Below are 25312 nucleotides of genomic sequence, written 5' to 3' on the forward strand. Positions count from 1 at the left end.
TGCGATCATCGGGTTCGCAGCGCTCTGAAGAGGGCCGCGACCGTTCGCCGCTCCGACAAATGTCCCATTATTTGAGAATTAACAATTCTATTTGACACATTGGCGGCGCCGAGCCAGCATCATCGGATATGACGTTGGCTGAACAAACAACGAGCGCGATGACAGCGGCGACAGAACGGGAGGCTGATGGCGGAAGGCCGCAGGCGGCCGGCACGCAGACCTTGCTCCGCGGCTTGGCGCTGCTGGACTGCGTGGCGGCCGGCGTGTGCGACGTGAAGGGGATCGCCGCCCGCCTCGGCACCCCGCGCAGCACGACCAACCGCATGCTGGCCAGCCTGGTCGCCCAAGGCTATCTTCACCACATCCCCTACAAGGGCTATCTGCTGGGCCCGAAGCTGATCCAGCTCGGTGTGAAGGCATTGGAGCAGCGCCCGCTGGTCGCCGTCGCCCGGCCGCATCTCGAGGCGCTGGCCCAGGCGACCGGCGACACCATCCATCTCGGCGTCGAGGAGAATGGCGAGGTCTTCTATCTCGACAAGATTTCCGGGACACGGGGGTTGGAGATGCGCTCCCGCACCGGACAGCGCATGCCTCTGGCCTCCACCGGGCTGGGCAAGGCGCTGATGCTGGGGATGCCGCCGGCCCGCTGGACGGCGCTCCACGCCCTGGCCTGCCCGACCGGTCCGGCAGGCGGCCGACCACGCCCCGCCGACTGGCCGGACTTCGAGGAGCAGTTGACGCGATACGTCGCCCAGGGCTGGGCGATGGATTTGGAAGAGAACGAGCTGGGCATCCGCTGCGTCGCCGCCCCGGTGCGCGACGGCCGCGATCTGGTGGTGGCGGCGATCAGCGTCGCCAGCGCCGTCCCCTACATGCCCGAAGACCGCATGGCGACACTGGGGCCGCTGGTCCGCGCGACGGCGGAGGCAATTTCCAAGGATCTGGGATGGACAGCACCGTAAATCCTTCCGCCCCCGCGCTGATCGCGCTGGACTGGGGCACCTCGAGCTTGCGCGGCTTCCTGCTGGACGGTTCCGCCCGCATCCTGGCGGAGCGGGCGACCGCGCATGGCATCCAGGCCCTGCCGCAGCCCGGCGCCGCCGGCTTCGAGGCCGCCTTGTCCGGTCTGTGCGGCGATTGGCTCGACGCCCATCCCTCTCTTCCGGTGGTGGCCGGCGGCATGGTCGGCAGCGCCCAGGGCTGGGTCGAGGCTCCCTATGTCGCCACCCCCGCCGACACCAATATCCTGGCCAGGCAGGCTGTGGAGGCCGAAACAGCGACCGGCCGCAGGCTCCTGATCGCGCCTGGCGTTCTGCACGATCCCGCCGGCGGCGTCCCGGACGTCATGCGGGGCGAGGAGATTCAGATCGCCGGCGCCCTGGCCGAGAATACCGGATGGGCCCGCAATGCCTGTATCGCCATGCCCGGCACCCATTCCAAATGGGTGCGGATCGCCGACGGCCGCATCATCGGCTTTTCGACCTTCATGACCGGCGAGCTGTTCGCCGTGCTGAAGAGCAACTCGCTGCTCGGCCGCCTGATGCCGGCCGGGGTCGACGCCACGCCGGAGGATGAGGAGACGGCCTTCGCCATCGGCATCCGGGCCGCTCAAACCGCCGGGCCGGGCGATCTTCCGCACCAGATGTTCGCCACCCGCACGCTGGGCCTGACCAAGCGCCTGCCGCCGGAGGCGCTGGCCCATTACCTGTCGGGCCTGCTGATCGGGCACGAGCTGCGATCCGGGCTGGCCCAGCTGGCGGCGATGCCGGCCGGCACGCCGCTGCTGCTGATCGGCGATCCGACCCTATGCCGCCGCTACGGCCGCGGCCTCGCCGCCTTCGGCATCACCGCCGCCGCCCAGCTCGGCAACACCGCGCCGCGCGGCCTGTTCCAGTTCGCCGCGGCGGCCGGACTGCTGCCCTCCGTTCCAGCCACGCCCTCCAGCCCGACGAGCGCACCATGACAGAGCTTTCGCTTTCCGCCCGTTTCGATGCCGCCTTCGCCGCCCTGCCGCTGGTCGCGATCCTGCGCGGCCTGAACCCGGCGGAGGCCGAACCCGTGGCCAAGGCGCTCTATGATGCCGGCTTCCGGCTGATCGAGGTACCGCTGAATTCGCCGGAGCCTTTCGAGAGCATCGCCACCATCCGCAAAGCCCTGCCGCAAAACGCCCTGGTCGGGGCCGGAACGGTGCTGGCCCTGGACAATGTCGACCGGCTCGCCGCCATCGGCGCCGATCTGGTGGTGATGCCGCATGCCGATACCGCCGTCATCCGGGCCGCCAAGTCCCGCTCGATGGTCTGTGTCCCCGGCGTCGCCACCGCGACCGAGGCCTTCGCCGCGCTGGCCGCCGGTGCCGACGCGCTGAAGCTGTTTCCAGCCGAACAGATCGCCCCGCCGATCGTGAAGGCCCTGCGCGCGGTGATCCCGCACAGCGTGCGGCTGCTTCCGGTCGGCGGCATCACGCCCGACACCATGCAGCCCTACCGCGCGGCCGGGGCGGCCGGTTTCGGCCTGGGCTCCGCCCTCTACAGCCCCGGCCTGCCAGTGACGGAGGTTGCCGCCCGCGCCGCCCGCTTCGCCGAGGCATGGGCAGGCGGAACTGGCGGGGTGGGCTGACCGGCCGCCTCCGCTCCGGACCGGGGCTTGGAACCCCCAAACGAAAACCCCCGCCGGATCGCTCCGGCGGGGGTTTTCGTTACTGACGGTCTCGGCCGGCCATTATCAGGCCGGGACGACGACCTTGTCCGCGACCTCCTGGAAGGCCGGGATCTGGTCGAAGTTCATATAGCGGTAGATGTCGGCGGCAGCCTGATTCACCACGCCGACCTGGGCCAGATACTCCTCGTTGGTCGGGATCTTGCCCAGCAACGCCGCGACGGCGGCCAGTTCGGCCGAGGACAGATAGACGCGGGTGTCGATGCCCAGACGGTTCGGGAAGTTGCGGGTCGAGGTCGAGACCGCGGTCGAGCCCTTGCGGACCTGCGCCTGGTTGCCCATGCACAGCGAGCAGCCCGGCATCTCCATGCGGGCGCCGGCCTTGCCGAGCGTGGCGTAATAGCCCTCCTCGGTCAGCATCATCGCATCCATCTTCGTCGGCGGGGCGATCCACAGCCGGGTCGGGATGTCCGACTTGCCGTTCAGGATCTTACCGGCGGCACGGAAATGGCCGATGTTGGTCATGCAGGAGCCGATGAACACCTCGTCGATCTTGTCGCCGGCGACCTCCGACAGCGTCTTCACGTCGTCCGGATCGTTCGGGCAGGCCAAGATCGGCTCCTTGATGTCGGCCAGATCGATCTCGATCACCGCCGCATACTCGGCGTCGACATCGGGCTTCAGCAGCTGCGGATCGGCAATCCAGGCCTCCATCGCCTTGATGCGGCGCTCCAGGGTGCGCGCGTCGGCATACCCGTTGGCGATCATCCACTTCATCAGCGTGATGTTGGAGGTCATGTATTCGATGATCGGCTCCTTGTTCAGGAGCACGGTGCAGCCCGCCGCCGACCGCTCGGCCGAGGCGTCGGTCAATTCGAACGCCTGCTCGACCTTCAGGTCCGGCAGACCTTCGATCTCCAGGATGCGGCCGGAGAAGATGTTCTTCTTGCCCTTCTTTTCGACCGTCAGCAGACCGGCCTTGATCGCGTAGAGCGGGATGGCGTTGACGAGGTCACGCAGGGTGACGCCCGGCTGCATCGTGCCCTTGAAGCGGACCAGCACCGATTCCGGCATGTCCAGCGGCATCACGCCGGTGGCGGCGGCGAAGGCGACCAGACCGGAACCGGCCGGGAAGCTGATGCCGATCGGGAAGCGGGTGTGGCTGTCACCGCCGGTGCCGACGGTGTCGGGCAGCAGCAGACGGTTCAGCCAGGAATGGATGACGCCGTCACCCGGACGCAAGCTGACGCCGCCACGGGTCGAGATGAAGTCCGGCAGTTCGTGATGCATCTTCACGTCCACCAGCTTCGGGTAAGCGGCGGTGTGGCAGAAGGACTGCATCACCAGATCGGCCGAGAAGCCCAGGCAGGCCAGATCCTTCAGCTCGTCGCGGGTCATCGGGCCGGTGGTGTCCTGCGAGCCGACCGTGGTCATCTTCGGCTCGCAATAGGTGCCCGGACGGACGCCCTTGCCTTCCGGCAGGCCACAGGCGCGGCCGACCATCTTCTGGGCGAGGCTGTAGCCCTTGCCGGTGTCGGCCGGGGCCGCCGGCTGGCGGAACAGGGTGGAGGCCGGCAGGCCCAGCGCCTCGCGGGCCCGCGCGGTCAGGCCGCGGCCGATGATCAGCGGGATGCGGCCGCCGGCACGCACCTCGTCGAAGATCACTTCGGACTTGACGGTGAACTCGGCGATGACCTCGCCGTTCTTCAGGGCCCTGCCCTCATAGGGGCGCAGCTCGATGACGTCGCCCATCTCCATCTTGTTGACGTCCAACTCGATGGGGAGAGCGCCGGCGTCTTCCATGGTATTGTAGAAGATCGGGGCGATCTTGGTGCCGAGGCAGACGCCGCCGAAGCGCTTGTTCGGGACGAAGGGGATGTCCTCGCCGGTGAACCACAGCACCGAGTTGGTGGCGGACTTGCGCGAGGAGCCGGTGCCGACCACGTCGCCGACATAGGCGATCAGGTTGCCCTTCTGCTTCAGCGCTTCCAACTGCTTGGTCGGGCCGCGCTGGCCCGGCTCGTCGGCCTCGATGCCCGGACGCGGGTTCTTCAGCATGGCCAGCGCGTGCAGCGGGATGTCCGGACGGCTCCAGGCGTCGGGGGCCGGCGACAGGTCGTCGGTGTTGGTCTCGCCCGACACCTTGAAGACGGTCAGCGTCAGCGAGGCCGGGACTTCCGGACGCGAGGTGAACCACTCGGCATCGGCCCAGGACTGCAACACCGCCTTGGCGTTGGCGTTGCCCTGGTCGGCCAGTTCCTTGATGTCGTGGAAGAAGTCGAAGACCAGCAGGGTCTTCTTCAGCCCTTCCGCCGCGGCGGTGCCGCATTCGGCGTCCGCCAGCAGGTCGATCAGCGGCTGGACGTTGAAGCCGCCGAGCATGGTGCCCAGCAGTTCGGTGGCCTTGACCTTGGAGATCAGCGGCGAGCTGTCGACGCCCTTGGCGACGGCGGCCAGGAAGCCGGCCTTGACGCGGGCGGCGTCATCGACGCCGGCCGGAACCCGGTGGGTGATCAGGTCGAGGAGGAAGGGCTCCTCCCCCGCCGGCGGCGCCTTCAGCAGATCGATCAGCTCGGACGTCTGCTTCGCGGTGAGGGGCAGGGCCGGGATTCCGAGGGCGGCACGTTCGGCCGCGTGCTGGCGGTAGGCTTCGAGCACGGCAGGGTTCCTCATAAATGAAAGGCCGGCCCTTGGATGGGAACCGTGAGACGGCCCGCTTGAACTCAGGTCGAGTTTATATGCCTGCTTAAATGAAAGTGCAAGGGGGGCGCCCCGCTTACGTGAAGCGGACAGGACGAAGCAGCCATTCTTTCTGCACTGGTATTACCGGCGCTTGGTATGACCACTTCGGCGCCCCTGCTTTACTTCAGGCGGCAGCCTGCTCGGCCGTCAGCAGGACGATGCCGTCCTCGTCGGCGAACAGGATGTCGCCGGAGCGGATCACCGCACCGGGCAGTTCGACCGGCACATCGACCAGCCCCTGGTCGCGGCGGGTCGAGGCGCGCGGGATCGATGCCAGCGCCTTGATGCCGAGCGGCAGCGTCGCCAGTTCCGCCACGTCGCGGACGCAACCCCAGATCACCACCCCGACCCAGCCATTCCTGACGGCCGACGCGGCGATCATGTCGCCCATCAGGGCGCAGCGCAGGCTGCCGGCACCGTCCACCACCAGGACCCGGCCGGCGCCGGGGGTGCCCAGCAGTTCCTTCACGCGGGAATTGTCCTCCAGGCATTTGACGGTGACGACCGGGCCGGTGAAGCGGGTGACCGCCCCGAAGTCGCGGAAGCCGGGCAGAACATAGCGGGCGTCGTCCTTGAAGCGGTCGAACAGGTCGCAGGTGGACACGAAAGCGGGGGTGGCGGTCTGATCGGTCGTCATGGCGAATGGACTCCGCAACGTGAACGGCGCAGGGATTTTCTCGCGTTTTCTCTTGCGCCAAAGACAGACCGGAGGCAAGGCCCCTTGCATCGAGAGGCCCGCCGCTCGGCGAACATGACGCAGGAGGGTTGCCGAAGTTGCGGTGGCCGACGCCTCGTCGGGGGCCCATATGAGCGGCGGCACGGATGAAAACAGATGGTGTCCACCATGAAAATACCGAACATCGCGGCCGTTGCGGCCGGCGGTGCGCTGTCCCTTCTGGTCTCGGCCTGCGCCTCCAGCATTTCGCCGCCGCCGGTGGCGCAGCCGGACCCGGCGGTGCTGGGCGCGCTGGACAGCAACGTGTCCAACGACTGCAACCCGCAGACCGCGGCGGTGCTGACCGGGATACGCCTCCAGGCCGGCAACATCCGGGGGGCGAACTACGGCATCTATCGCGACCCGTTCCGCGATGCGATCATCCGCTGGGACGCCTGGATTTATCTGAAGGACCAGCCGGGCGCGCTGGTGGTCTCGCTCGACGGGGATTGCCGCCCGATCCAGGTCTACGCCCGCGAAGGGGCGAAGCTGCCGGGTGCGCACTGAGGGGGGACGGGGACACGCCGCATGGCGTCCCGCAAGAATCTCTGACCTGTCTTAACTATCCCCGCTCCTCCGAAACATGGGCGTCTACGGCGCGGTCGTGGCGCTTCAGCCGCTCCTGCAAGGTGTCGCCCATGCGCAGGGCCACGGCGATGGACAGGATATCGCCCAGCACCAGATGGGCGATGCGGACGGTCATCGGCGAATGGATGTCGAAATCGTCGGCGACGTCGGCGACGAGGCTGACCGTCGCCATCTCGGCCAGCGGCGAGCCCGAGCGGGTCAAGGCGACCACGTCGGCGCCGGCCTTGCGGGCGTTCTGCACCGCATCGAGTATGTCGCGGGTGCGGCCGGTGCTGGACACCGCGACCACCGCGTCGCCCTTCGACAGGGTGAGGGCGGAGGCGAAATAGACATGGGAGTCGGTGTAGGCGACCGTCGGCATGCCCAGCCGGAAGAACTTGCGCTGGATGTCCTCCGCCACCGTGCCGGAATTGCCGGAGCCGTAGAACTCGATCCGCCGCGCCGCGGCGAGCACGTCGGCGGCGCGGTCCACCGCCTCGGCCGGCAGGTTGTTGCGCACCTGCATCAGCGTGGCGATGGTGCGGTCGAACAGCTTGCCGGCCAGCACCGCGCCCGGCACGCCCCCCGCGCCCCCGCCATCGGCATCCTGCTCCCCGCCGACCGATAGATCCTGGTGCAGGAAGGGCATGCCGCCGGCGATATCCTGCGCCAGCTTGATCTTGAATTCGCGAAAGCCGCGGCAACCCAGCGCCGAACAGAAGCGCGCCACCGTAGGCTCGCTGACCCCGACGCGGTCGGCCAATTCGGCCATGGACAGGTTGATGACATCACCCGGATGGGCCATCGCGTAATCGGCCAGCTTTCGTTCGGAAGGCCGGATCTGGTCGCGGACGGCGGCGATTCTCGCCAGCATGTGGGGGGCTCTCCCTTCTGATTGTGAGGCAGCCTAGCACATGTAGCAAAGCTACATATACAGCGCTGCGAACGACCGATTCCGTCGCGGCCCGGAAGCTCTCTTTCCAAGGATTTCCAATAGCCTGCGCCTTGCCCTGCGACAAAATGCCGGGCGTCGGCGCCTTGTCCGGAAGCCCGTCGGGGAGTATGTAGTAAAACTACAGAGCGGGCGCAAACCCCGGCATCGCCGGCGCGGCGCCCGGTCTGAAGATCTGACGTGCATCAACGAAACCGGCGCCTTTTGCGCCTATGCTTTCATTCGTCCCGCAGATTTGCGGGCACCACGAGACCGCCGACACGGCCCTTGACCCGCGCCGACGGCTAAATCTCTGAGGAGTCATCATGGACACCCTGCTGATGGACGGACTTGCCCAGGCTACGGAGCAGCAGTCCGCCGCCGACCCCTGGCGCGGTTTCGCTCCGGGCGTCTGGCGCCGCTCGGTCGACGTCCGCGATTTCATCCAGCGCAACCTGCGTGCTTACGAAGGCGACGCGGGCTTCGTCGCCGGTCCCACCGCCCGCACCACCGCGCTGTTCGCCAAGGTCACCGACCTTCTGAAGCAGGAACGCGCCGCGAAGGGCGGCGTTCTGGATGCCGACACCGAAATCTTCGCCTCCATCACCTCGCACGGCGCCGGCTACATCGACCGCGAGCTGGAGGTCATCGTCGGCCTGCAGACCGACAAGCCGCTGAAGCGCGCGATCATGCCGTTCGGCGGCTGGCGCATGGTCAAGACCGGGCTGGAAGCCTACGGCTTCAAGCCGTCGCCGAAGCTGGAGGAGGTGTTCCCGGCCCTGCGCAAGACGCACAATGACGGCGTGTTCGATGTCTACACGCCCGAGATGCTGCGCTGCCGCAAGTCCGGTGTCATCACCGGCCTGCCCGACGCCTATGGCCGCGGCCGCATCATCGGCGACTATCGCCGGCTGGCGCTCTACGGCGCCGATTTCCTGATCAAGGACAAGAAGGCTCAGCTCGCCTCGCTGGAGGTCAGCCGGATCGACGAGGATGTCCTGCGCCTGCGCGAGGAGATCTCCGAGCAGATCAAGGCGCTGAAGGAGCTGGTCCAGATGGCCGCCTCCTACGGCTTCGACGTCAAGCGCCCGGCCGCCACCGGCCGCGAGGCGGTGCAGTGGACCTATCTCGGCTATCTGGCGGCGGTGAAGGAAGCCAACGGCGCCGCGATGTCGCTGGGCCGCGTGTCCAGCTTCCTCGACATCTACATCGACCGCGATCTGCGCGACGGCGTCATCACCGAGGCCGAGGCCCAGGAGATGATCGACCATTTCGTCATGAAGCTGCGGCTGGTCCGCTTCCTGCGCACGCCGGAATACGACCAGCTGTTCTCAGGCGACCCGACCTGGGTGACGGAATGCCTGGGCGGCATGGGGCTGGACGGCCGGACGCTGGTCAGCAAAACCAACTTCCGCATGCTGCAGACCCTGCACAACCTGGGTCCGGCGCCGGAACCGAACCTGACGGTCCTGTGGTCGGAGAAGCTGCCGGAAGGCTTCAAGCGCTTCTGCGCCGACACCTCGATCAAGACCTGCTCGGTCCAGTACGAGAACGACGACCTGATGCGCGGCTATTGGGGCGACGATTACGGCATCGCCTGCTGCGTCTCGGCCATGCGCATCGGCAAGCAGATGCAGTTCTTCGGCGCCCGCGCCAATCTGGCCAAGACGCTGATGTACGCCATCAACGGCGGCAAGGACGAGGTTTCGGGCGAACAGGTCGGCCCGGCCTTCGCCCCGATCACCGGCGACGTGCTGGACTATGACGAGGTCATGGCCCGGTTCGAGCCGATGATGGAATGGCTGGCCAAGGTCTACATGAACGCGCTGAACGCCATCCACTACATGCATGACAAGTACATGTATGAGCGGATGGAGATGGCGCTCCACGACCGCGACATCCTGCGCACCATGGCTTGCGGCATCGCCGGCCTCAGCGTGGTGGCGGACAGCCTGTCGGCGATCAAGCACGCCAAGGTGAAGGTCATCCGCGACGCCAAGGGCCTCGCCACCGATTTCGAGATCGAGGGCGACTATCCGGCCTTCGGCAACAACGACGCGCGGGTCGACGACATCGCCATCTGGGCGGTCGAGCGCTTCATGACGGCGCTGCGCAAGCAGAAGCCCTACCGGAACGCCATGCCGACCCAGTCGGTGCTGACGATCACCTCCAACGTGGTCTATGGCAAGAAGACCGGCAACACGCCGGACGGCCGCAAGGCCGGTCAGCCCTTCGCGCCGGGTGCCAACCCGATGCACGGGCGGGACAAGAAGGGCGCCATCGCGTCGATGGCCAGCGTGGCCAAGCTGCCCTACGCCCACGCGCAGGACGGCATCAGCTACACCTTCACCATCGTTCCCGGCGCTCTCGGCCGCACCGAGGACGAGCGTGTCAGCAATCTGGTCGGCATGCTGGACGGCTATGCCGCCCAGGGCGGCCACCACATCAACGTCAACGTCTTCGACCGCGAGACGCTGCTGCACGCCATGGACCATCCGGAGCTGTATCCGCAGCTGACCATCCGGGTGTCCGGCTATGCCGTGAACTTCATCAAGCTGACGCGCGAGCAGCAGCTCGACGTCATCAGCCGGACGTTCCACGACAAGCACTGAGGACCGTCCGGACAGTTCGTCCAACGGCCAGAAACTCCGATCCGTCATCCCCGCCTTGCCGGCGGGGGTGGCGAATCCGGGATGCGGTCCCCTGTGGACGACAGATTTTCAAACGGACGCTTTGCGATGACGAACGCCTACCCCCCGCCCCGCCCCCCCCATGGCTTGGGGCCGGTTTCCGGCTGGATCCATTCGGTCGAGACCGGCGGCACCGTGGACGGGCCGGGAATCCGCTATGTCCTGTTCATGTCGGGTTGCCCGCTGCGCTGCCTCTACTGCCACAATCCCGACACCCAGCACATGCATGACGGGACGCGGACGACCTCGACCGAGATCCTCGAGGACATCGCGCTCTATGCCGAATTCCTCAAGCGCGCCCATGGCGGGCTGACCCTGAGCGGCGGCGAGCCGCTGGTGCAGCCCGAATTCACCGCCGCCATCCTGCGCGGGGCGAAGGCGCTGGGCCTGCACACCGCACTCGACACCTCCGGCTTCCTCGGCAACCATGCCGACGATCTGCTGCTGGAGGATGTCGACCTCGTCCTGCTCGACATCAAGGCCTTTTCGGAAAAGACCTATCGCCCCCTGACCGGCGTTCCGCTGCGCCCCACCCTGGAATTCGCCGAGCGGCTGGCCGGGCTGAACAAGCGCATCTGGCTGCGCTATGTGCTGGTCCCCGGCCTGACCGACGATGCCGCCGAGATCGACGGTCTGGCCGACTTCGTCGCCGGACTCGGCGTGGTCGACCGGGTCGATGTGCTGCCCTTCCACAAGATGGGCGAGCATAAATGGAAGTCGCTCGGCCGCAAATACATGCTGACCGATACCGAACCGCCGTCGCGCGACCTGGTGGAACGGGTGCGGGGGCAGTTCCAGGCGAAGGGCCTGCGGGCCGACTGATCTCTCTCCGAAAACGTCATCGGCGCGTCATCAAGGCGACACGACGCCGTCACGCTCCTGCGCCAGATAACCCCTTTGGAATTCGCTCGGGTTTCAAACTGGGGGGCTCTTAATCAATGCAGATGATACGCCGCGTGGAGCGGTTCAGGACAGCGTTGCTGTCCGCGACCGGCCTCGCCTCTCTCGTCCTGTCCACCTGCGGGGCCGCGATGGGGGTCGCCTCCGCCCAGACCGTGGACAGCGTGACGGTCGGCGGCTCCAGCTTCGTCAACCAGGGGCTGGTCGGTGTCGGCCGGATCGGCGCCGCCACCCGCGACAAGTATGGCGAAACCTTCGGCTCGATGTCGGGGCTGACCTTCGACGCCAGTTCCTGGCGGCGCAGCGGCGACAGCTACAGCGGCATCATGTTCGCCCTGCCCGACCGCGGCTACAACGTCACCGGCACCACGGACTACCGCCCGCGCTTCAACACGCTGGCCCTGTCGCTGACGCCCTATTACGGCAGCGCGGCACTGGCCGCCGGCGGCGGGCAGCAGTCGCAGATCGGACTGAGCCTGATCGACACCACCCTGCTGACGGAGGCGAACGGCACCGTCACCACCGGCATGGACCCGCAGCCGCGCACCGGCGTGCGCGCGGCCGCGAACGGACTGCCGGCCCTGCCGCAGGCCGCCAACGGCAAGATCAGCCTCGACACCGAGGGCATCGCCCGGCTTGCCGACGGCAGCTTCTACATCAGCGACGAATACGGCCCCTACATCTACCATTTCTCGGCCGCCGGCCGGATGATCTCGGCGGTGCAGCCGCCGCCGGCGCTGCTGCCGGTGCGCAACGGCGGGCTCGATTTCTCGTCCAACAACCCGGCCGCCGGCCAGCCGGCGCCCACCCCGGCCGACCCTGTCACCGGCCGGCAGAACAACCAGGGGCTCGAAGGCCTGTCGCTGACGCCGGACAAGACCAAGCTGGCGACGCTGCTGCAAAGCGCCACCCGCCAGGACGGCGGTACCGGCGGCAGCAGCGCCACCCGGCGCAACACCCGCCTGCTGATCTATGACGTGTCCGCCAACCCGGACAGCCCGGCGCTGGTCGGGCATTATGTCGTGCCGCTCCCCACCTTCCGCTCGGGAAACAACACGCTGGTGGCGGCCCAGAGCGAGATGCTGGCGCTGAACGACAAGCAGTTCCTCGTCCTTTCGCGCGACAGCAACAACGGCCAGGGGCTGAGCGGCACCAACTCGCTCTACCGCAGCATCGACATCGTCGATGTGTCGAACGCCACCAATCTGGTCGGCTCCGTCTATGAGGGCACGACCCCGGTCGCCCCCGGCGGCAATCTGGTGGCGTCGGTGACGCCGGTGTCCTACACCCAGTTCCTCAGCATCAACAACAACGGCCAGCTGGCGAAGTTCGGGCTGCACAATGGCGGCGCCCAGGACGTCAATCTGCTGTCGGAAAAATGGGAGGCGATGGGGCTGCTGCCGGCGCTCGACGCCGCCCGGCCGGACGATTTCTTCCTGTTCGTCGGCAACGACAACGACTTCCTGACCCGCAACGGCTTTCAGGTCGGCGCCCCCTATGACGCCGGGGCCAATGTCGACACCATGCTGCTGGTCTACCGGCTGACCCTGCCGACCTATGTCGATCCGCTCGCCATCGAATCGCTGCGTCAGACCGCCCTGCCGCTGGCACGCGGCCTCGGCAACGCATCGGTGGCGATGGCCGATTCGGCGTCGCGCTCGGTCCGCAGCCATCTGAGCGGCCTGCGCTTCCTGGGCGGCTCCGGCGAAGGCGGAGGCGATCCGGCAACCGGCGGCCCAGTGATCAACGGATGGGTCGGCGGACAGCTCGGCTTCAACCGCGCCGACGACACCGGCATGGCGGCCGGTGCCGACACGGACTCGCGCAACGGGCAGGTCGGCGCCGACATCCGCATCACCGAGAACATCGTCGCCGGTTTCGCGGTCGGCGCCGCCCGCAACAGCCTGTCCTTCGGCGACACCGGCAGCGCCAAGGTGCGCTCCGCCTCGATCAGCCCCTATGTCGCCGGCAGCTACGGCAAGGTCTTCGGCAGCCTGTCGGGCACCTACTCCTTCGACGATTACGACAAGATCGCCCGCAACACCGGCGCCTACGGCCTGACCGCCCGCGGCGAGACCAAGGGGCGCAGCTGGTCGGTCGGCGTCGATGGCGGCTATGATCTCGGCGAGGGGGCTTGGTCGTTCGGCCCGGTCGCGGCGGCGCGCTACACCCGCGCCACCATCGACGGCTATACGGAAACCGAGGCGATCCACCTGAACGGCATCCTGCCGAGCCAGACCCAGCGCGGCTGGAGCTGGGAATTCGGCGGCCAGGCCGCCCACCGCTTCGAGACCGAGAGTGCGGCGATCATCCCGCAGGCCCGGCTCAGCTACGAATGGAACCGCGTGCGCGGGGCCGAGACGCTGGGCGCCACCCTCGCCAACCGCACCACCAGCAGCCTGGGAACGGTGACCCGGACCTTCGGCACGCCCGAGTGGAGCGGATTGAGGGCCGGTGCCGGCGTCACGCTGCTGAGCGGCGCCGTGGCCTGGCAAGTCGGCTATGATGGCAAGTTCGGCCACGACAACCGCGACCACAGCGTCTTCACCTCGGTCGGCTACCGGTTCTAGAGTGCGATCGTTTCAAGCGGTATCACTTGAAACGCGAATCACACGGAAAATCAAATACTTAGAGTCTGTCTGGTGCCTCAGTAAGCACCAGGCAGACTCTAGAGTGTGATCGGTTCCGGTGGAAACGCCTGGACCACCGGTCACACGCAAAAGCACAAGGCCCGGAGCCTGTCGGATGCCTCAACAGGCATCCGACAGGCTCCGGAATAACCGGACGTCAGGCCATTCACGGCACGAGGAACGTTCGAAGACGCCGCGACGACGAACATGCCGCGCAAACCCTGGGCGCTCACCGTCGGGTGAACAAATCCGGGATGTCAGACTTCGGCTCTCCTCGCCGGCTCGCGGTCGGAACAACGCCCCTCGTTGGCATTTTCGGTTTGCGAACCGCGGCGGCCAAGGAGGACGAGGACAACAAGGGCCGACAGCAATGTGATGGCGACGAGCATCATGCTCAAATGCCGGAAGGCGACCGCATAGCTCTCGTGGATATCCGATTGCGTCAGGTTGGGCAGGATTTCCGATGCTCCCCGGACATCGCCTATCGCGAGTCTTTGAGCGGCTTGCGATGCATCCTGTTCGTACCGCGGAATCGCGGCGGCCAACCGGGCCTTCGCAAGGGCGGCGAGGACGGCATGCACGATTGCCAGCGCGACGCCCTCTCCCGCCACGCGTGTCGTGCTGAAAATCCCGGTCGCCATGCCGGCACGCTCCTTGGGCACGACGCTGACGGAAAGCCCGTCCATGAGCCCCCACGGCAGGCCGGTGCCGATGCCGATAACGAGCATCGGCAGGATCACGTCGATTCCGCCAGACGCGGGATCGACGCGGCCGAGCCAGAACAGTCCGATCGCCGCCACCAACAGGCCGGCAGCGGAAAGAAGGCCGGCCGGAAGCCAGCGGACAAGGTACGATGCCGCGAGAGGCACGACCAGCATCGGGGCGGACAAGGCGACGAGCAGCAGCCCGGCGTCGACCTCGCCAAGCCCGGCCACCCCGATGAAGCGCAACGGCAGCAGGACGAGAAGAACGACGTAGCAATAACAGGTGGCGACCGGCAGAATCTGCACGCCGACAAAGCGGGGATAACGGAAAAGCGACAGGTCGAGCATTGGGCTCTTTGATCGCGTTTCGACGAGGATTAAGGCGGCAAGCATCGCAGCCGAACCAGCCAGCGACGCCACCACGATCGGGCTGTTCCAGCCGATCTCGGGGGCCTCGATCACGCCATAGGTGAAAAGCCCCAGCATCGCCGTAAAGACGAGCGCGCCGGCATGATCGAGGCCAACCGCGTCGGGATCCCGGCTTTCCCGCATCCTCCTGGCGGTCAGGAGCAGCGCGAGCAGGCCGATGATCGTTCCCGACAGGAATATCGCCCGCCAGCCGAAGGCCGCGATCAGGACGCCGGCCAGAAGGGGGCCGAAGGCCAACCCGACACCGAACGTCGTGCCGAGCAGGCTGAAGGCCCAGGTCCGCGCCCGGCCTTCGAACTCCTGCGCGAGCGCCGCCGCCGCCGCGAAGCCTTGCCCGGCACGGAGGAGATCAAGAACGAGGATCGACGGAGCCAGGCTCAAAGCCAGAGAGAGGCTTACGAATGCGACGATGCCCATCATGAAAAGCCGCTTGCGGCCGAACTGATCGGCCAGGGCTCCCGCGGCCATGAGCGAGCTGCCGAATGTCAGCATGAATGCGTTGGTGATCCAATTCAGCGCGGCAGGGCCGCCACCAAGATCACCGCCGATCGCCGGCGTGGCGACCGCTCCGCCGGCGAAGCCGAGCGGCAGGGCCAGCGCGGCCAGGCAGACCGCCATCAGGACCCACATCCTGTTGGTTGGGGTTTCAGCCGAGACAGTCGACATATAAGGGTCTCCATCGCTGGGTTGGGAGCGCGACGCAGACACTGATGCAGCCGCCAGACAGACCTATCGCGGAGCGCAATCGCGATAAACGGCCAGAAACTCCATTGATTGCGGAATTGAATTCTTTAATATGATGGGATGGACAGCTTGAGCAGCCTCATCGCCTTCGTGCAGGCAGCGGAAGATCTGAGCTTCGTGGCCGCCGGCCGCAAACTTGGAATCTCCGCCTCAGCCGTCGGCAAGAGCATCGCGAAGCTGGAGGAGAGCGCCGGCACCCGGCTGTTTCATCGCACGACGAGGCGTGTTTCGCTGACGGAGGAGGGCGCAGCCTTCCATGAGCGGTGCCGTCGTATTCTCGATGATCTTCGCGACGCCGAAACGATGTTGTCGAATGCGACTGGCATCCCGCGCGGCAGGCTGCGGGTGAGCGTGCCGACGATCGGCTATCATTTCCTTCTGCCGGTCATCCCCGAATTCCGTCGTCTTTACCCCGACATAGAACTCGACATCGACTTCAACGATCGTCTGATCGATGTTGTCGAGGAGGGTTTGGATGCGGTGATCCGCAGCGGTCCCCTGACGGATTCAAGCCTGATGTCGCGCCGGCTCGGGCCGTTCCGCTTCGTCCTCTGCGCCTCCCCGTCCTATCTGGAGCGGAAGGGTATCCCACGACATCTTCACGAGTTGGAGAAGCATGACTGCCTCCGGTTCCGCTTTCCCACCTCGGGCAAGATCCAGGCGTGGCGGTTCCGGGACGCGGCCGGGGTCGATCCCTTCCGCCGTCCGTCGCCCCTGACCTGCAACAACATGGAGGCATTGCGGGGAGCGGCGACCGCCGGTTTGGGCATCGCCTACATGCCGGATTTCCTGGCGCGGGACGATGTGGACGCCGGCCGGCTCCACACCGTACTCGATGCCCATCTGGTCGATCAGGGACAGTTCAGCATTCTATGGCCGTCCAACCGGCTCGTGTCACCCCGCCTGCGCACGTTCATCGACCACATGGCGGACACACTTTTCCGTTCCAACTGAAAAGGAAAGGGCCATGCCACCCCGACGGGATCAGGCCGGGCGGATCGCCTGGGCGAAGGTGAACAGCATGGCCGGATCGACCGCCTTCTTCACCTGGGCGAGCCGGGCGAGATTCTCGCCGTAATAGGCCTGCTGCCAGTCGGCCAGCGACGGGTCGGGAAAATTCTGGAAGGCCCCCGCCGCCCTGGTCCGGCGGTTGACGTCGTCATAGAAGCGCTGCTGCCACTCCAGCGCCTGCTCGACCAGCAGGACCGAATCGGTCGGCCGCCACCAGTTGGCCTCGACGGAGAACAGCCAGTCATAGCCGCGATGGACATAGGCGGTGTCGGTCGGCCCGACCTTGTTGATGGCGCCACCGACCTGGAAGAACTTGAAAGCCACCGGCATCGAGGTGGCGGGCATCCTCGCCGCCCAATCGAACATCGCGGCGATGGCGTCGTCGCCGATGTTCGCCGCCGTCATGTAGCTGGATTTCTCCTGATAGTAATAGGGGAAGGTGGTCTCGGTCAGGAAATCCTGGCCCTCCCAGTAGGGCACATTTTCCTTAACTTCCGACTTGCTCCAGTCGATCAGCTCCCAGGTCGATTGGAAGATCTCCTTAAGCGTCTTGTCGGATTTGTGCAGCTGGCCGAGGATCGACAGCTTGAGCGGCACGTTGGCGCAGCGCTGCTGCCAGCTGGGGATGGTGACGTTGATCTTGCTGCCGAACCCGTCGGGTGCCGACGCCAGCTCGGTCAGCAACAGTTTCAGGACCTTCGGCATATCCTTGGTCCAGACCAGATCGAAAACCGTCACCGGCTCCACCGGATGGGTTTGCAGGGTGAAGGAGGTGTTGATGCCGAAGTTCCCGCCGGCGCCGCCACGGCAGGCCCAATAGAGGGCCGACTCGGTATTGCCATCGGCCTTGACGTGGCTGCCATCGGCCGTCACCAGCTCCGTCGCCCGCAGCAGGTCCGACGCCATGCCGAACTTGCGCATGTTGAAGCCGATGCCGCCACCGAGCAGGAAGCCGGCGGCGCCGACCGAATCGCAGCGTCCATGGGTGATGGTGCGGCCCAGCCGTTCCATCTGCTTATAGACCAGCGAGTTGAGCGTGCCGCCCTGCACCGTCACCAGCCCGTCCGACCCCGTCACCGGTTCCGCCCCCGCCATCAACGTCATGTCGATCAGCAGACCGGGCGTGGTGGAAAAGCCGGCGTAGTTGTGTCCGCCGGACCGCACGGCGAAGGGCATCGCCTGCTCCTTCACCCATTTGATGCAGGCCTGGACGTCCTGGGGCGTCGTGCAACGGGCGATGCCGGCCGGCAGGGTGGCGCCATAGCGCAGGTTGTTCGGCCGGCAGACATCGGCGAAGAAGGGATCCTCGGGCCGCAGCACGCCGCCCTTCACCAGCTTCGCCAGATCGGACCAGGCCGAGAGCGGTGGGCAATAGGCCGCACCCGTCTCCAGCGCGAGGGCGGAGCCCGGCATCAGCCGAACCGCGGCGGCCGCCCCGGCGAAACGGCCGGCACCGACAAGGAAATTGCGGCGGGAAGCGTGCAGTCCGAGCGCCATGAGCCTGTCCACCCTGCGTATCATGGTTGTGTTTTTCGGAACTCATTATCTTAATGATAACAAAATTCCGTCAACCATGCTTGCGGAAGCGGTGCAGGCTCCGCCCATTCCCGTTTTGGGGAATGAAACCTCCCCTACCCCTTCACCACCGGCCGGGTGCTGCCACGGATCACCAGTTCGCAGTCGAGATTGTGGTGCTTCTGGGTGACGCGGACACCGTCCAGCGCCGCCAGGATCTGCTTGGCGCTGAGGCGGCCGATCTCCCGCTGCGGCGGACGGACGGTGGTCAGCGGCGGGGGGCAGGAGTTGCTGAAGGGCAGATCGCCGAATCCGACCACCGCCAGATCCTCCGGAACGCGCAGGTCGCGACGGGTGACCTCGAACAGCACGCCCAGCGCCAGCGCGTCGTTGGAGCAGACCACCCCGTCGATGTCGGGATGACGGGTCAGGATCTCGTCGATCAGCCAGCGGCCGACCTCGGTGGTGGCGGCGTCGGGAACGGTGAAGTCGATGGGATCGTGCAGGCCGCGCCGCATCACCTCGGCGTCATAGCCGTCGGTGCGGCTGCGCACGCGCAAATCCTGGTGGGCGGCGGCGCCGATATAGGCGACCTTGCGGCTGCCCTGGTCATAGAGATGGCTGGTCTGCATGCGGCCGACCTCGAAATGCGAGAATCCGACGCTGATGCCGACCGCCTCGCCGGGATGGCCGGGCATGTCCCACATCTCCACCACCGGCACGCCGCAGGAGGCCAGCATGGCGCGGGTCCGTTCGGTGTGGTGGAACCCGGTCACCACCATCGCCGCCGGCGACCAGGCGAGGAAGGCGCGGATCAGCCCCTCCTCCTCCTCCGGGCTGAATTCGCTGACGCCCAGCAGGGTCTGGTAATGCGCCGCCTGGAACATGCCCTGCAACGTGTTGTAGGTCTCGGCGAAGAAGGAATTGAGGATGGACGGCAGGATGACGCCGACGGTGCGGCTGCGGGCGGCGGCGAGGCTGCCGGCGACCAGATTGGGCACATAGCCCATCTCGTCGATCACCCGGGCGATGCGTTCGGCAAGATGGCGCGACACCGCCTCCGGCCGGCGGAGATAGAGTGAGACGGTGCTGGGCGACACGTCGGCGGCGGTCGCCACGTCGGTCATCGTCACCCGCTGGGTGCCGCGGCGTGCCCGCTTCCTGGTTTCGGTCGTCTGCATCGTCGGTCCTCCTCACGCGTCAAGAGGCGGCCGCTCAGTGCCGCGTCGGCGTATCGGCGGGAGCCGGGTCGCAAAGGCTCAGACCAGCCAGGGCCGCTATCGCTTCATGGACAAGCTGATAGGCGGCCTCGATCCGGCTGAGCGCCTCGTCGCACTCGGTCCCGTCGTCGCTGTCGCGCGTCTCCTGCCGGACGGCCCGGAACAGGTTCAGCGCCTCGCGGCCGATGATCCTATGGCTTGCCCGCAGGTTGCAATCCTCTTGCATCGCCAGCGGGATATGCAGAAGACGATGGCGCAGCACCGCGGCGTCGAGTTCCAGTTCGGCGATGCGCCGGCTCAGAAGGGGTGTCATCGTTCCATACCTGCGGAGGCGGCCCCGATGGGCGCGCCCCCGTCTCATTGCCAAGGCGACCGGGTGGGTCAAGGCCGCCGGATCAGCCGGCGACCGGTTCCGCCCCAACCAGATCCGCCATGGCCGCCTTCATGCCCTTGGCCTCGATGGCGGCGAGGCTGTCGGCCACCCGCGCGGCGAGGCCGGGGATGGCGCCCAGATCCTCCTTCCACAGCCGGGCGTCGGACAGCACCGCAGCCACCAGCGCCTTGGTATCGGTGGGATTGGCGGCCCAGGCGGCGGCCATGGCGGCGATCACCTCGGCATTGTCGCTGATCGGGTAGGACCCCGCCTCGCGCATGCCGGTATAGACGCCATCGGCGAGATTGCCACGGTAGAAGCGCAGCAGGGCCGCCAGCGAGAAGGACAGGCCGGCGGGCGCCGCGCCGTCGCGGGCCACCGCGTCCTTCAGGCTGGGCAGGACGCGCACCTGCCATTTCGACACCGAGTTCAACGTGATCGAGATCAGTTCATGCCGGATATAGGGGTTGCCGAACCTCTCCATGATGGTGCGGGCGTAATCCTGCCGCTCCGCCTCGGGCAGCGGAACATAGGGGACGATCTCCTCGAACATCACTTTGTTCAGGTAGGCGGAGACGGTCGGGTCGTCCATCATCGACTTGACGGTGTCGAGCCCGGCGCAATAGGCGGCCAGGGCGCTGGCGGTGTGGGCGCCGTTCAGGATGCGGACCTTGCGGGTACGGTAGGGCTGGAGGTCGTCGGTCCACACCACGTTGAGCCCGGCCTTGTGCAGCGGCAACTCGTCGGCCAGATGGGCCGGACCCTCGATCACCCAGACATGGAAGGGCTCGGCGGCGACGGCCAGCTTGTCCTCATAGCCCCATTGGGCGGAGAGGGCGGCGGCCTCGTCGCGCGGATAGCCGGGGACGATGCGGTCGACCAGCGTGTTGAGGAAATGGTTGTGCGTCTCGACCCAGTCGGCGAATCCGGCCTCCAGGCCCCCGCGCCCGGCATGGGCCAGGACGATGCGCTTCAGATTGCTGCCGTTGGCCTCGATCAGTTCGCAGGGCAGGAAGACCAGGCCGCTGTCGGCCGTGCCGCCCAGCGCCTTGTAACGGGCATGCAGCAGGGCCGCGACCTTGGCCGGAAAGCTGTCCGGGCAGGCGCCGGGGGCATAGGCCTCCTCGCGGTCGGCGATGCCGGCCTCGGTGGTGTTGGAGACGAAGAAGCGCAGCGCCGGGGAACAGGCCAGCTCGACCATCCGCGCCCAGTCGGCATAGGGATTGAGCGCTTCCGACACGCAGGAGACGACGCGGCGGGATTCGACCTCCCGCCCGTTCTCGATGCCGCGCAGCAGGACGGTGTAGAGGTTGTCCTGCGCCTTCAGCAACGGGGCGATGCCCTGGTCCAGCGGCTGGGCGATGGCGACGCCGGCTTTGGTCAGCCCCTGCCCGTTGGCGACATCGACCATCCAATCGACGAAGCCGCGCAGGAAATTGCCGTCGCCCACCTGGAGGATGGTCACGGGCAGGGTCGGAGCGCCGTCGGTGTGAGCGGCGTCGAACGCGCCACCGGCAAGCTGGTCACGGGTCAGGGAACGCATGACTGGGCATCCTTACGGGAACTGAAGGCGGAGGCCGGCGCCATGGGAAGGCGCGGGCGATGGGTTAAATATACTAATATATTAATTGAAGCGGCAAGGGGAAACGGGTGCGGCAGATTGGTTGGGGTGGTGGTCGTGCCGTTTGCCCCCTCCCCATCCCTGCCCGTCCCTCCCCGCTTTTCGCGGGAGAGGGGGCGGAATGCGTGTCGGTGTGAACCGAATCGTTCAGCGGCGGCAGTTCCCTCTCCCACGATCGGACCGGCCTTCGGCCGGCCGAGGGTGGGGGAGGGTCAGGGAGGGGGCAATCGCGACGACTACTCCTTGAACCCCGCCATATGCTCGAACAGGTGGCGCTTGCGGCGGATCTCCGCCTCCGCCTCGTCGAGCAGGGCATGGTAGCGCTCGGGGTTGCTGCGCTCGACCGCGCTGAAGCGCGACTCGCCGGCCATGAAGGAGGCAAGGCCGGTGGACGGGGCGCCACTGTCCAGTTGCAGGGCGGTCTCGCCGGCGGCGAGCCGGCGCGGGTCGCGGCGATAGAGCGACCAGTGGCCGCTGTCCACCGCCTGCTTCTGATGCTCCAGCCCGTGCGACAGCTCATAACCATGGGCGACGCAATGGCTGTAGGCCAGCACCAGCGACGGACCGCGATAGGCATCCGCCTCCATCAGCGCGTTCAGCGTGTGGCTGTCGCGGGCGCCGAAGGCGGTGCGGGCGACATAGACATGGTCATAGGCCATCGCCATCAGCCCGAGATCCTTCTTGGCCGCCGAGCGGCCGGCGGTGGCGAATTTGGCCGAGGCGCCGATCGGGGTCGCCTTGGATTGCTGGCCGCCGGTATTGGAATAGACCTCCGTATCCATCACCAGGATGTTGATGTCGCGCCCCGACGCCAGCGCATGGTCAAGCCCACCATAGCCGATGTCATAGGCCCAGCCGTCGCCGCCGACGATCCAGACGCATTTGCGGACCAGATAGTCGGCCAGCTGTTCCAGCCGGCGGGCCAGCGGATCCGTCAGCGGGGCGAGCTGCGTCCTCAATGCGGCGACACGGGCACGCTGCGCGGCGATGCCGGCGGCGTCATGCTGGTCGGCCTCCAGCAGACCCGTCACCAGACCGGGTTCGAGCCGGGCCGACAGCAGGGCCAGCGTGTCGCGCGCCTGCTCGGCCATCTGGTCGATGGCGACGCGCAGGCCGAGGCCGAACTCGGCATTGTCCTCGAACAGCGAGTTGGCCCAGGCCGGGCCGTGGCCGCTGGCATCGGTGGTGTAGGGCGTGGTCGGCAGATTGCCGCCATAGATCGACGAGCAGCCGGTGGCGTTCGCCATGACCATGCGGTCGCCGAACAGCTGGGTCAGCATCTTGATGTAGGGCGTCTCGCCACAACCGGCGCAGGCGCCGGAGAATTCGAACAGCGGTTCGAGAAGCTGGGTGTGCTTGACGGTGGCCGGCACCGACTCGCGCGGGATGGCCGGCAGGGTGCGGAAGAAGTCGAAGGCCTCCTGCTGGCCGGCCAGCGCCTGAACCGGACGCATCTCCAGCGCCTTGCGGCCCGACCCTCCCTTGTCCTGCGCCGGGCAGGCGGCGACGCACAACGTGCAGCCGGTGCAATCGGCCGGCGAGGCCTGAAGGCGGTAGCGGCCGCCGGGGAACTCGCGGCCCTTGTAGGGAATGGTCTCGAAGCCGGCGGGCGCCCCGGCCAGCGCCGACTCCGGCACCACGGTGGCGCGGATGGCGGCATGCGGACAGACCAGCACGCATTTGTTGCATTCGATGCAGAGGTCGGCGTTCCAGCCCGGGGCCTCCGCCGCGATGCTGCGGTGCTCATATTTCGAGGTGCCGGTCGGCCAGGTGCCGTCGACCGGGAAGGCGGACACCGGCAGCCGGTCGCCATGGCCGGCGATCATCATGGCGGTAACGCGCTTGACGAAGTCGGGCGCGGTCTCCGGCACCGGGGCCGGACGGTCATGGTCGGCGGTGACATGGTCCGGCACCGGGACAGGGTGCAGATGGGCCAGAGCCTGATCGACGGCGGCGATGTTGCGGTTCACCACCGCCTCGCCCCGGCGGGCATAGGTCTTCACGATGGCCGCCTTGATGTCGGCGATGGCGTCGTCCAGCGGCAGCACGCCGGAGAGGGCGAAGAAGCAGGTCTGCATGATGGTGTTGACGCGGCGGCCGAGACCGGCCTCCCGCGCGACGGCGCCGGCATCGATGGCGTGCAGCGACAGCCGGCGGTCTATGCACAGGCGCTGCACCTCCGCCGGCAGGGCGTCCCACACCTGTCGCGGCGTGCCGGGAGCGTTCAGCAGCACGGTGGCGCCGGGCGCCGCCATCTCCACCACCTCCACCCGCTCCATCAGCGGCAGATGGTGGCAGGCGACGAACTGCGCCTGCCCGATCAGATAGGGGGCGCGGATCGGCGACTCGGAAAAGCGCAGATGCGACACCGTGGTCGAACCGGACTTGCGGCTGTCATAGACGAAATAGGCCTGGGCATGGCCGCCGTTGCGCGCCTGGATGATCTTCAGCGAGTTCTTGTTCGCCCCGACCGTGCCGTCGGCGCCGAGACCGAAGAAGACGGCGCGCGACACGCCGGGCTCCTCCATGCCCCAGGCGGCATCCCAGGGAATCGACTGATGGGTGACGTCGTCGGTAATGCCGACGGTGAAGCGGCGCTTCGGCCGCGCACGGTCCAGCTCGTCGAACACCGCCTTCGCCATAGCGGGAGTGAATTCCTTCGACGACAGGCCGTAACGGCCGGCGATCACCATCGGGTCGATGGCGGACATCTCGACAGCCCGCGCCTCGGCCAGGGCGGCGACGACATCGAGATAGAGCGGATCGGCGACCGCCCCCGGCTCCTTGGTGCGGTCGAGCACGGCGATGCGCCGCACCGTCGGCGGCAGCGTCGAAACGAAGTCGGCGATGGCGAAGGGGCGGAACAGGCGGACGGTCAGGCAGCCCACCCGCTCGCCCGCCGCCAGCAGCCGGTCCACCGCCCCGTCGCAGGTCTCCGCCCCGGATCCCATGACCACCACCACCCGCTCGGCCTGCGGATGGCCGTGATAGTCGAACAGGCGATAGGCGCGGCCGGTGCGGGCGGCGAGCCGGTCCATCATGTCCTGCACGATGGCCGGGCAGGCGTCGTACCAGGGATTGGCGGCCTCGCGGGCCTGGAAGAAGACGTCGGGATTCTGCGCCGTGCCACGGATGACGGGATGGTCCGGGCTCAGGCCGCGGCGGCGGTGGGCATCGACGCTGGCATCCTCGATCAGGGCGCGCAGAGCCTCGTCGTCCAGCGCCTCGACCCGGTTGAACTCGTGCGAGGTGCGGAAGCCGTCGAAGAAATGCAGGAAGGGCACCCGCGCCCGCAGGGTGGCGGCATGGGCGACCAGCGCCATGTCGTGCGCCTCCTGCACATTGGCCGAGGCCAGCAGGGCGAAGCCGGTCTGGCGGCAGGCCATCACGTCGGAATGGTCGCCGAAGATCGACAGGGCGTGGGTCGCCAGCGTGCGGGCCGCCACATGCATGCAGAAGGGCGTCAGCTCTCCGGCGATCTTGTACATGTTGGGGATCATCAGCAGCAGCCCCTGCGACGCGGTGAAGGTCGTCGCCAGCGCACCCGCCTGAAGCGCGCCATGGACCGCACCGGCCGCACCGCCTTCCGACTGCATCTCCACCACCTGCGGCACGCCACCCCACAGGTTGGGACGGCGCGCCGCCGACCATTCGTCGGCGAATTCCCCCATCGGCGAGGATGGCGTGATCGGGTAGATCGCGATCACGTCGCTGGCACGGTAGGCCACCGAGGCGGCCGCCTCGTTGCCGTCCATGATGCGGGTGGCGGGAGTGCGCCGGGTCGATGCGGTGATGGGCGAGCTTTGGGTCATGCCGGAACAATCCTTTTTCGGTGGCGACGTCGTCTCCATGGGGCGTCTGGGCT

17 protein-coding genes and 1 pseudogene are annotated in these 25312 nt (G+C 67.2%); 9 read left to right on the top strand and 9 right to left on the bottom strand.

All coding sequences use genetic code 11. The features are described 5' to 3' along the window. The first annotated feature begins 158 nt into the window (after positions 1-158). The 3 genes from AZL_RS26825 to AZL_RS26835 are packed head-to-tail and all read left to right on the top strand — an operon-like array spanning position 159 to position 2616. Complete coding sequence (locus AZL_RS26825) at positions 159-962, top strand: IclR family transcriptional regulator (RefSeq protein WP_148219659.1); 804 nt, start codon at positions 159-161, stop codon at positions 960-962. Further along, on the top strand, positions 947-1963 hold the full coding sequence (locus tag AZL_RS26830; RefSeq protein ID WP_012977545.1) for a 2-dehydro-3-deoxygalactonokinase: 1017 nt from the start codon (positions 947-949) through the stop codon (positions 1961-1963). Before AZL_RS26825 ends, AZL_RS26830 begins: the two co-directional genes overlap by 16 nt. Further along, entirely contained in the window at positions 1960-2616 is a 657-nt protein-coding gene (locus AZL_RS26835) for a 2-dehydro-3-deoxy-6-phosphogalactonate aldolase (RefSeq protein ID WP_012977546.1), read from the top strand. Before AZL_RS26830 ends, AZL_RS26835 begins: the two co-directional genes overlap by 4 nt. Positions 2617-2721: 105 nt before the next feature. Here the strand turns inward: AZL_RS26835 and acnB are convergent, their stop codons facing one another. Next, positions 2722-5313: a bifunctional aconitate hydratase 2/2-methylisocitrate dehydratase gene (gene acnB, locus AZL_RS26840; RefSeq protein ID WP_012977547.1), complete on the bottom strand. Its 2592-nt coding sequence runs from the start codon at positions 5311-5313 to the stop codon at positions 2722-2724. Between the two features lie 208 nt (positions 5314-5521). Beyond that, positions 5522-6034: a ribonuclease E activity regulator RraA gene (rraA, locus tag AZL_RS35875; RefSeq protein WP_042445721.1), complete on the bottom strand. Its 513-nt coding sequence runs from the start codon at positions 6032-6034 to the stop codon at positions 5522-5524. A gap of 195 nt (positions 6035-6229) precedes the next feature. Here rraA and AZL_RS35880 point away from each other — a divergent pair, with 195 nt between their 5' ends. Then, entirely contained in the window at positions 6230-6619 is a 390-nt protein-coding gene (locus AZL_RS35880) for a hypothetical protein (RefSeq protein WP_247894475.1), read from the top strand. Between the two features lie 55 nt (positions 6620-6674). On the opposite strand, the gene AZL_RS26855 is transcribed toward AZL_RS35880, so the two are convergent. Beyond that, complete coding sequence (locus tag AZL_RS26855) at positions 6675-7553, bottom strand: MurR/RpiR family transcriptional regulator (RefSeq protein WP_012977549.1); 879 nt, start codon at positions 7551-7553, stop codon at positions 6675-6677. Positions 7554-7936: 383 nt separating this feature from the next. Between AZL_RS26855 and pflB the strand changes: the two genes are divergently transcribed. From pflB to AZL_RS37715, 4 genes and pseudogenes are all read left to right on the top strand, one after another. After that, the gene (gene pflB, locus AZL_RS26860; RefSeq protein ID WP_012977550.1) at positions 7937-10222 is read left to right on the top strand and encodes a formate C-acetyltransferase; all 2286 of its coding nucleotides are present in this window, start codon (positions 7937-7939) and stop codon (positions 10220-10222) included. A 126-nt stretch (positions 10223-10348) separates the two neighbouring features. Beyond that, positions 10349-11122: a pyruvate formate-lyase-activating protein gene (gene pflA, locus AZL_RS26865; protein ID WP_042445723.1), complete on the top strand. Its 774-nt coding sequence runs from the start codon at positions 10349-10351 to the stop codon at positions 11120-11122. A gap of 122 nt (positions 11123-11244) precedes the next feature. Continuing rightward, positions 11245-12753: pseudogene (locus AZL_RS37710) on the top strand (esterase-like activity of phytase family protein); the annotation flags it as partial. Positions 12754-12837: 84 nt separating this feature from the next. Next, on the top strand, positions 12838-13770 hold the full coding sequence (locus tag AZL_RS37715) for an autotransporter domain-containing protein (RefSeq protein WP_371304256.1): 933 nt from the start codon (positions 12838-12840) through the stop codon (positions 13768-13770). 317 nt (positions 13771-14087) lie between these two features. Here the strand turns inward: AZL_RS37715 and AZL_RS26875 are convergent, their stop codons facing one another. Then, positions 14088-15629: an MFS transporter gene (locus AZL_RS26875; protein WP_012977553.1), complete on the bottom strand. Its 1542-nt coding sequence runs from the start codon at positions 15627-15629 to the stop codon at positions 14088-14090. 138 nt (positions 15630-15767) lie between these two features. Here AZL_RS26875 and AZL_RS26880 point away from each other — a divergent pair, with 138 nt between their 5' ends. Continuing rightward, entirely contained in the window at positions 15768-16661 is an 894-nt protein-coding gene (locus AZL_RS26880) for a LysR family transcriptional regulator (RefSeq protein ID WP_012977554.1), read from the top strand. 30 nt (positions 16662-16691) lie between these two features. On the opposite strand, the gene AZL_RS26885 is transcribed toward AZL_RS26880, so the two are convergent. The 5 genes from AZL_RS26885 to nifJ form a co-directional block, all read right to left on the bottom strand. Further along, complete coding sequence (locus tag AZL_RS26885) at positions 16692-18215, bottom strand: FAD-binding oxidoreductase (protein ID WP_042445725.1); 1524 nt, start codon at positions 18213-18215, stop codon at positions 16692-16694. A 134-nt stretch (positions 18216-18349) separates the two neighbouring features. Further along, positions 18350-19414 (bottom strand): LacI family DNA-binding transcriptional regulator, encoded by a 1065-nt coding sequence (locus AZL_RS26890; protein WP_012977556.1) that lies wholly within the window; start codon positions 19412-19414, stop codon positions 18350-18352. Positions 19415-19448: 34 nt separating this feature from the next. Beyond that, on the bottom strand, positions 19449-19766 hold the full coding sequence (locus AZL_RS26895; RefSeq protein ID WP_042445728.1) for a hypothetical protein: 318 nt from the start codon (positions 19764-19766) through the stop codon (positions 19449-19451). 82 nt (positions 19767-19848) lie between these two features. Continuing rightward, positions 19849-21369, bottom strand: coding sequence for a tagaturonate reductase (locus tag AZL_RS26900; protein ID WP_012977557.1), 1521 nt, complete (start codon positions 21367-21369; stop codon positions 19849-19851). 314 nt (positions 21370-21683) lie between these two features. After that, on the bottom strand, positions 21684-25202 hold the full coding sequence (gene nifJ, locus AZL_RS26905; protein WP_012977558.1) for a pyruvate:ferredoxin (flavodoxin) oxidoreductase: 3519 nt from the start codon (positions 25200-25202) through the stop codon (positions 21684-21686). Positions 25203-25312: the final 110 nt, after the last annotated feature.

It is taken from the genome of Azospirillum sp. B510 (assembly GCF_000010725.1).
GTDB classification, from domain to species: domain Bacteria; phylum Pseudomonadota; class Alphaproteobacteria; order Azospirillales; family Azospirillaceae; genus Azospirillum; species Azospirillum lipoferum_B.

Excerpts from the sequence above, each read along its gene's own strand:
- AZL_RS26890 (WP_012977556.1), bottom strand. The coding sequence starts at position 19,414 with ATGCAGACGACCGAAACCAGGAAGCGGGCACGCCGCGGCACCCAGCGG.
- AZL_RS26830 (WP_012977545.1), top strand. The coding sequence starts at position 947 with ATGGACAGCACCGTAAATCCTTCCGCCCCCGCGCTGATCGCGCTGGAC.
- AZL_RS26895 (WP_042445728.1), bottom strand. The coding sequence starts at position 19,766 with ATGACACCCCTTCTGAGCCGGCGCATCGCCGAACTGGAACTCGACGCC.
- AZL_RS26880 (WP_012977554.1), top strand. The coding sequence starts at position 15,768 with ATGGACAGCTTGAGCAGCCTCATCGCCTTCGTGCAGGCAGCGGAAGAT.
- AZL_RS26855 (WP_012977549.1), bottom strand. The coding sequence starts at position 7,553 with ATGCTGGCGAGAATCGCCGCCGTCCGCGACCAGATCCGGCCTTCCGAA.
- AZL_RS26835 (WP_012977546.1), top strand. The coding sequence starts at position 1,960 with ATGACAGAGCTTTCGCTTTCCGCCCGTTTCGATGCCGCCTTCGCCGCC.
- nifJ (WP_012977558.1), bottom strand. The coding sequence starts at position 25,202 with ATGGACGGCAACGAGGCGGCCGCCTCGGTGGCCTACCGTGCCAGCGAC.
- AZL_RS37715 (WP_371304256.1), top strand. The coding sequence starts at position 12,838 with ATGGCCGATTCGGCGTCGCGCTCGGTCCGCAGCCATCTGAGCGGCCTG.
- AZL_RS35880 (WP_247894475.1), top strand. The coding sequence starts at position 6,230 with ATGGTGTCCACCATGAAAATACCGAACATCGCGGCCGTTGCGGCCGGC.
- pflA (WP_042445723.1), top strand. The coding sequence starts at position 10,349 with ATGACGAACGCCTACCCCCCGCCCCGCCCCCCCCATGGCTTGGGGCCG.
- AZL_RS26875 (WP_012977553.1), bottom strand. The coding sequence starts at position 15,629 with ATGTCGACTGTCTCGGCTGAAACCCCAACCAACAGGATGTGGGTCCTG.
- AZL_RS26825 (WP_148219659.1), top strand. The coding sequence starts at position 159 with ATGACAGCGGCGACAGAACGGGAGGCTGATGGCGGAAGGCCGCAGGCG.
- pflB (WP_012977550.1), top strand. The coding sequence starts at position 7,937 with ATGGACACCCTGCTGATGGACGGACTTGCCCAGGCTACGGAGCAGCAG.
- AZL_RS26900 (WP_012977557.1), bottom strand. The coding sequence starts at position 21,369 with ATGCGTTCCCTGACCCGTGACCAGCTTGCCGGTGGCGCGTTCGACGCC.
- rraA (WP_042445721.1), bottom strand. The coding sequence starts at position 6,034 with ATGACGACCGATCAGACCGCCACCCCCGCTTTCGTGTCCACCTGCGAC.
- AZL_RS26885 (WP_042445725.1), bottom strand. The coding sequence starts at position 18,215 with ATGGCGCTCGGACTGCACGCTTCCCGCCGCAATTTCCTTGTCGGTGCC.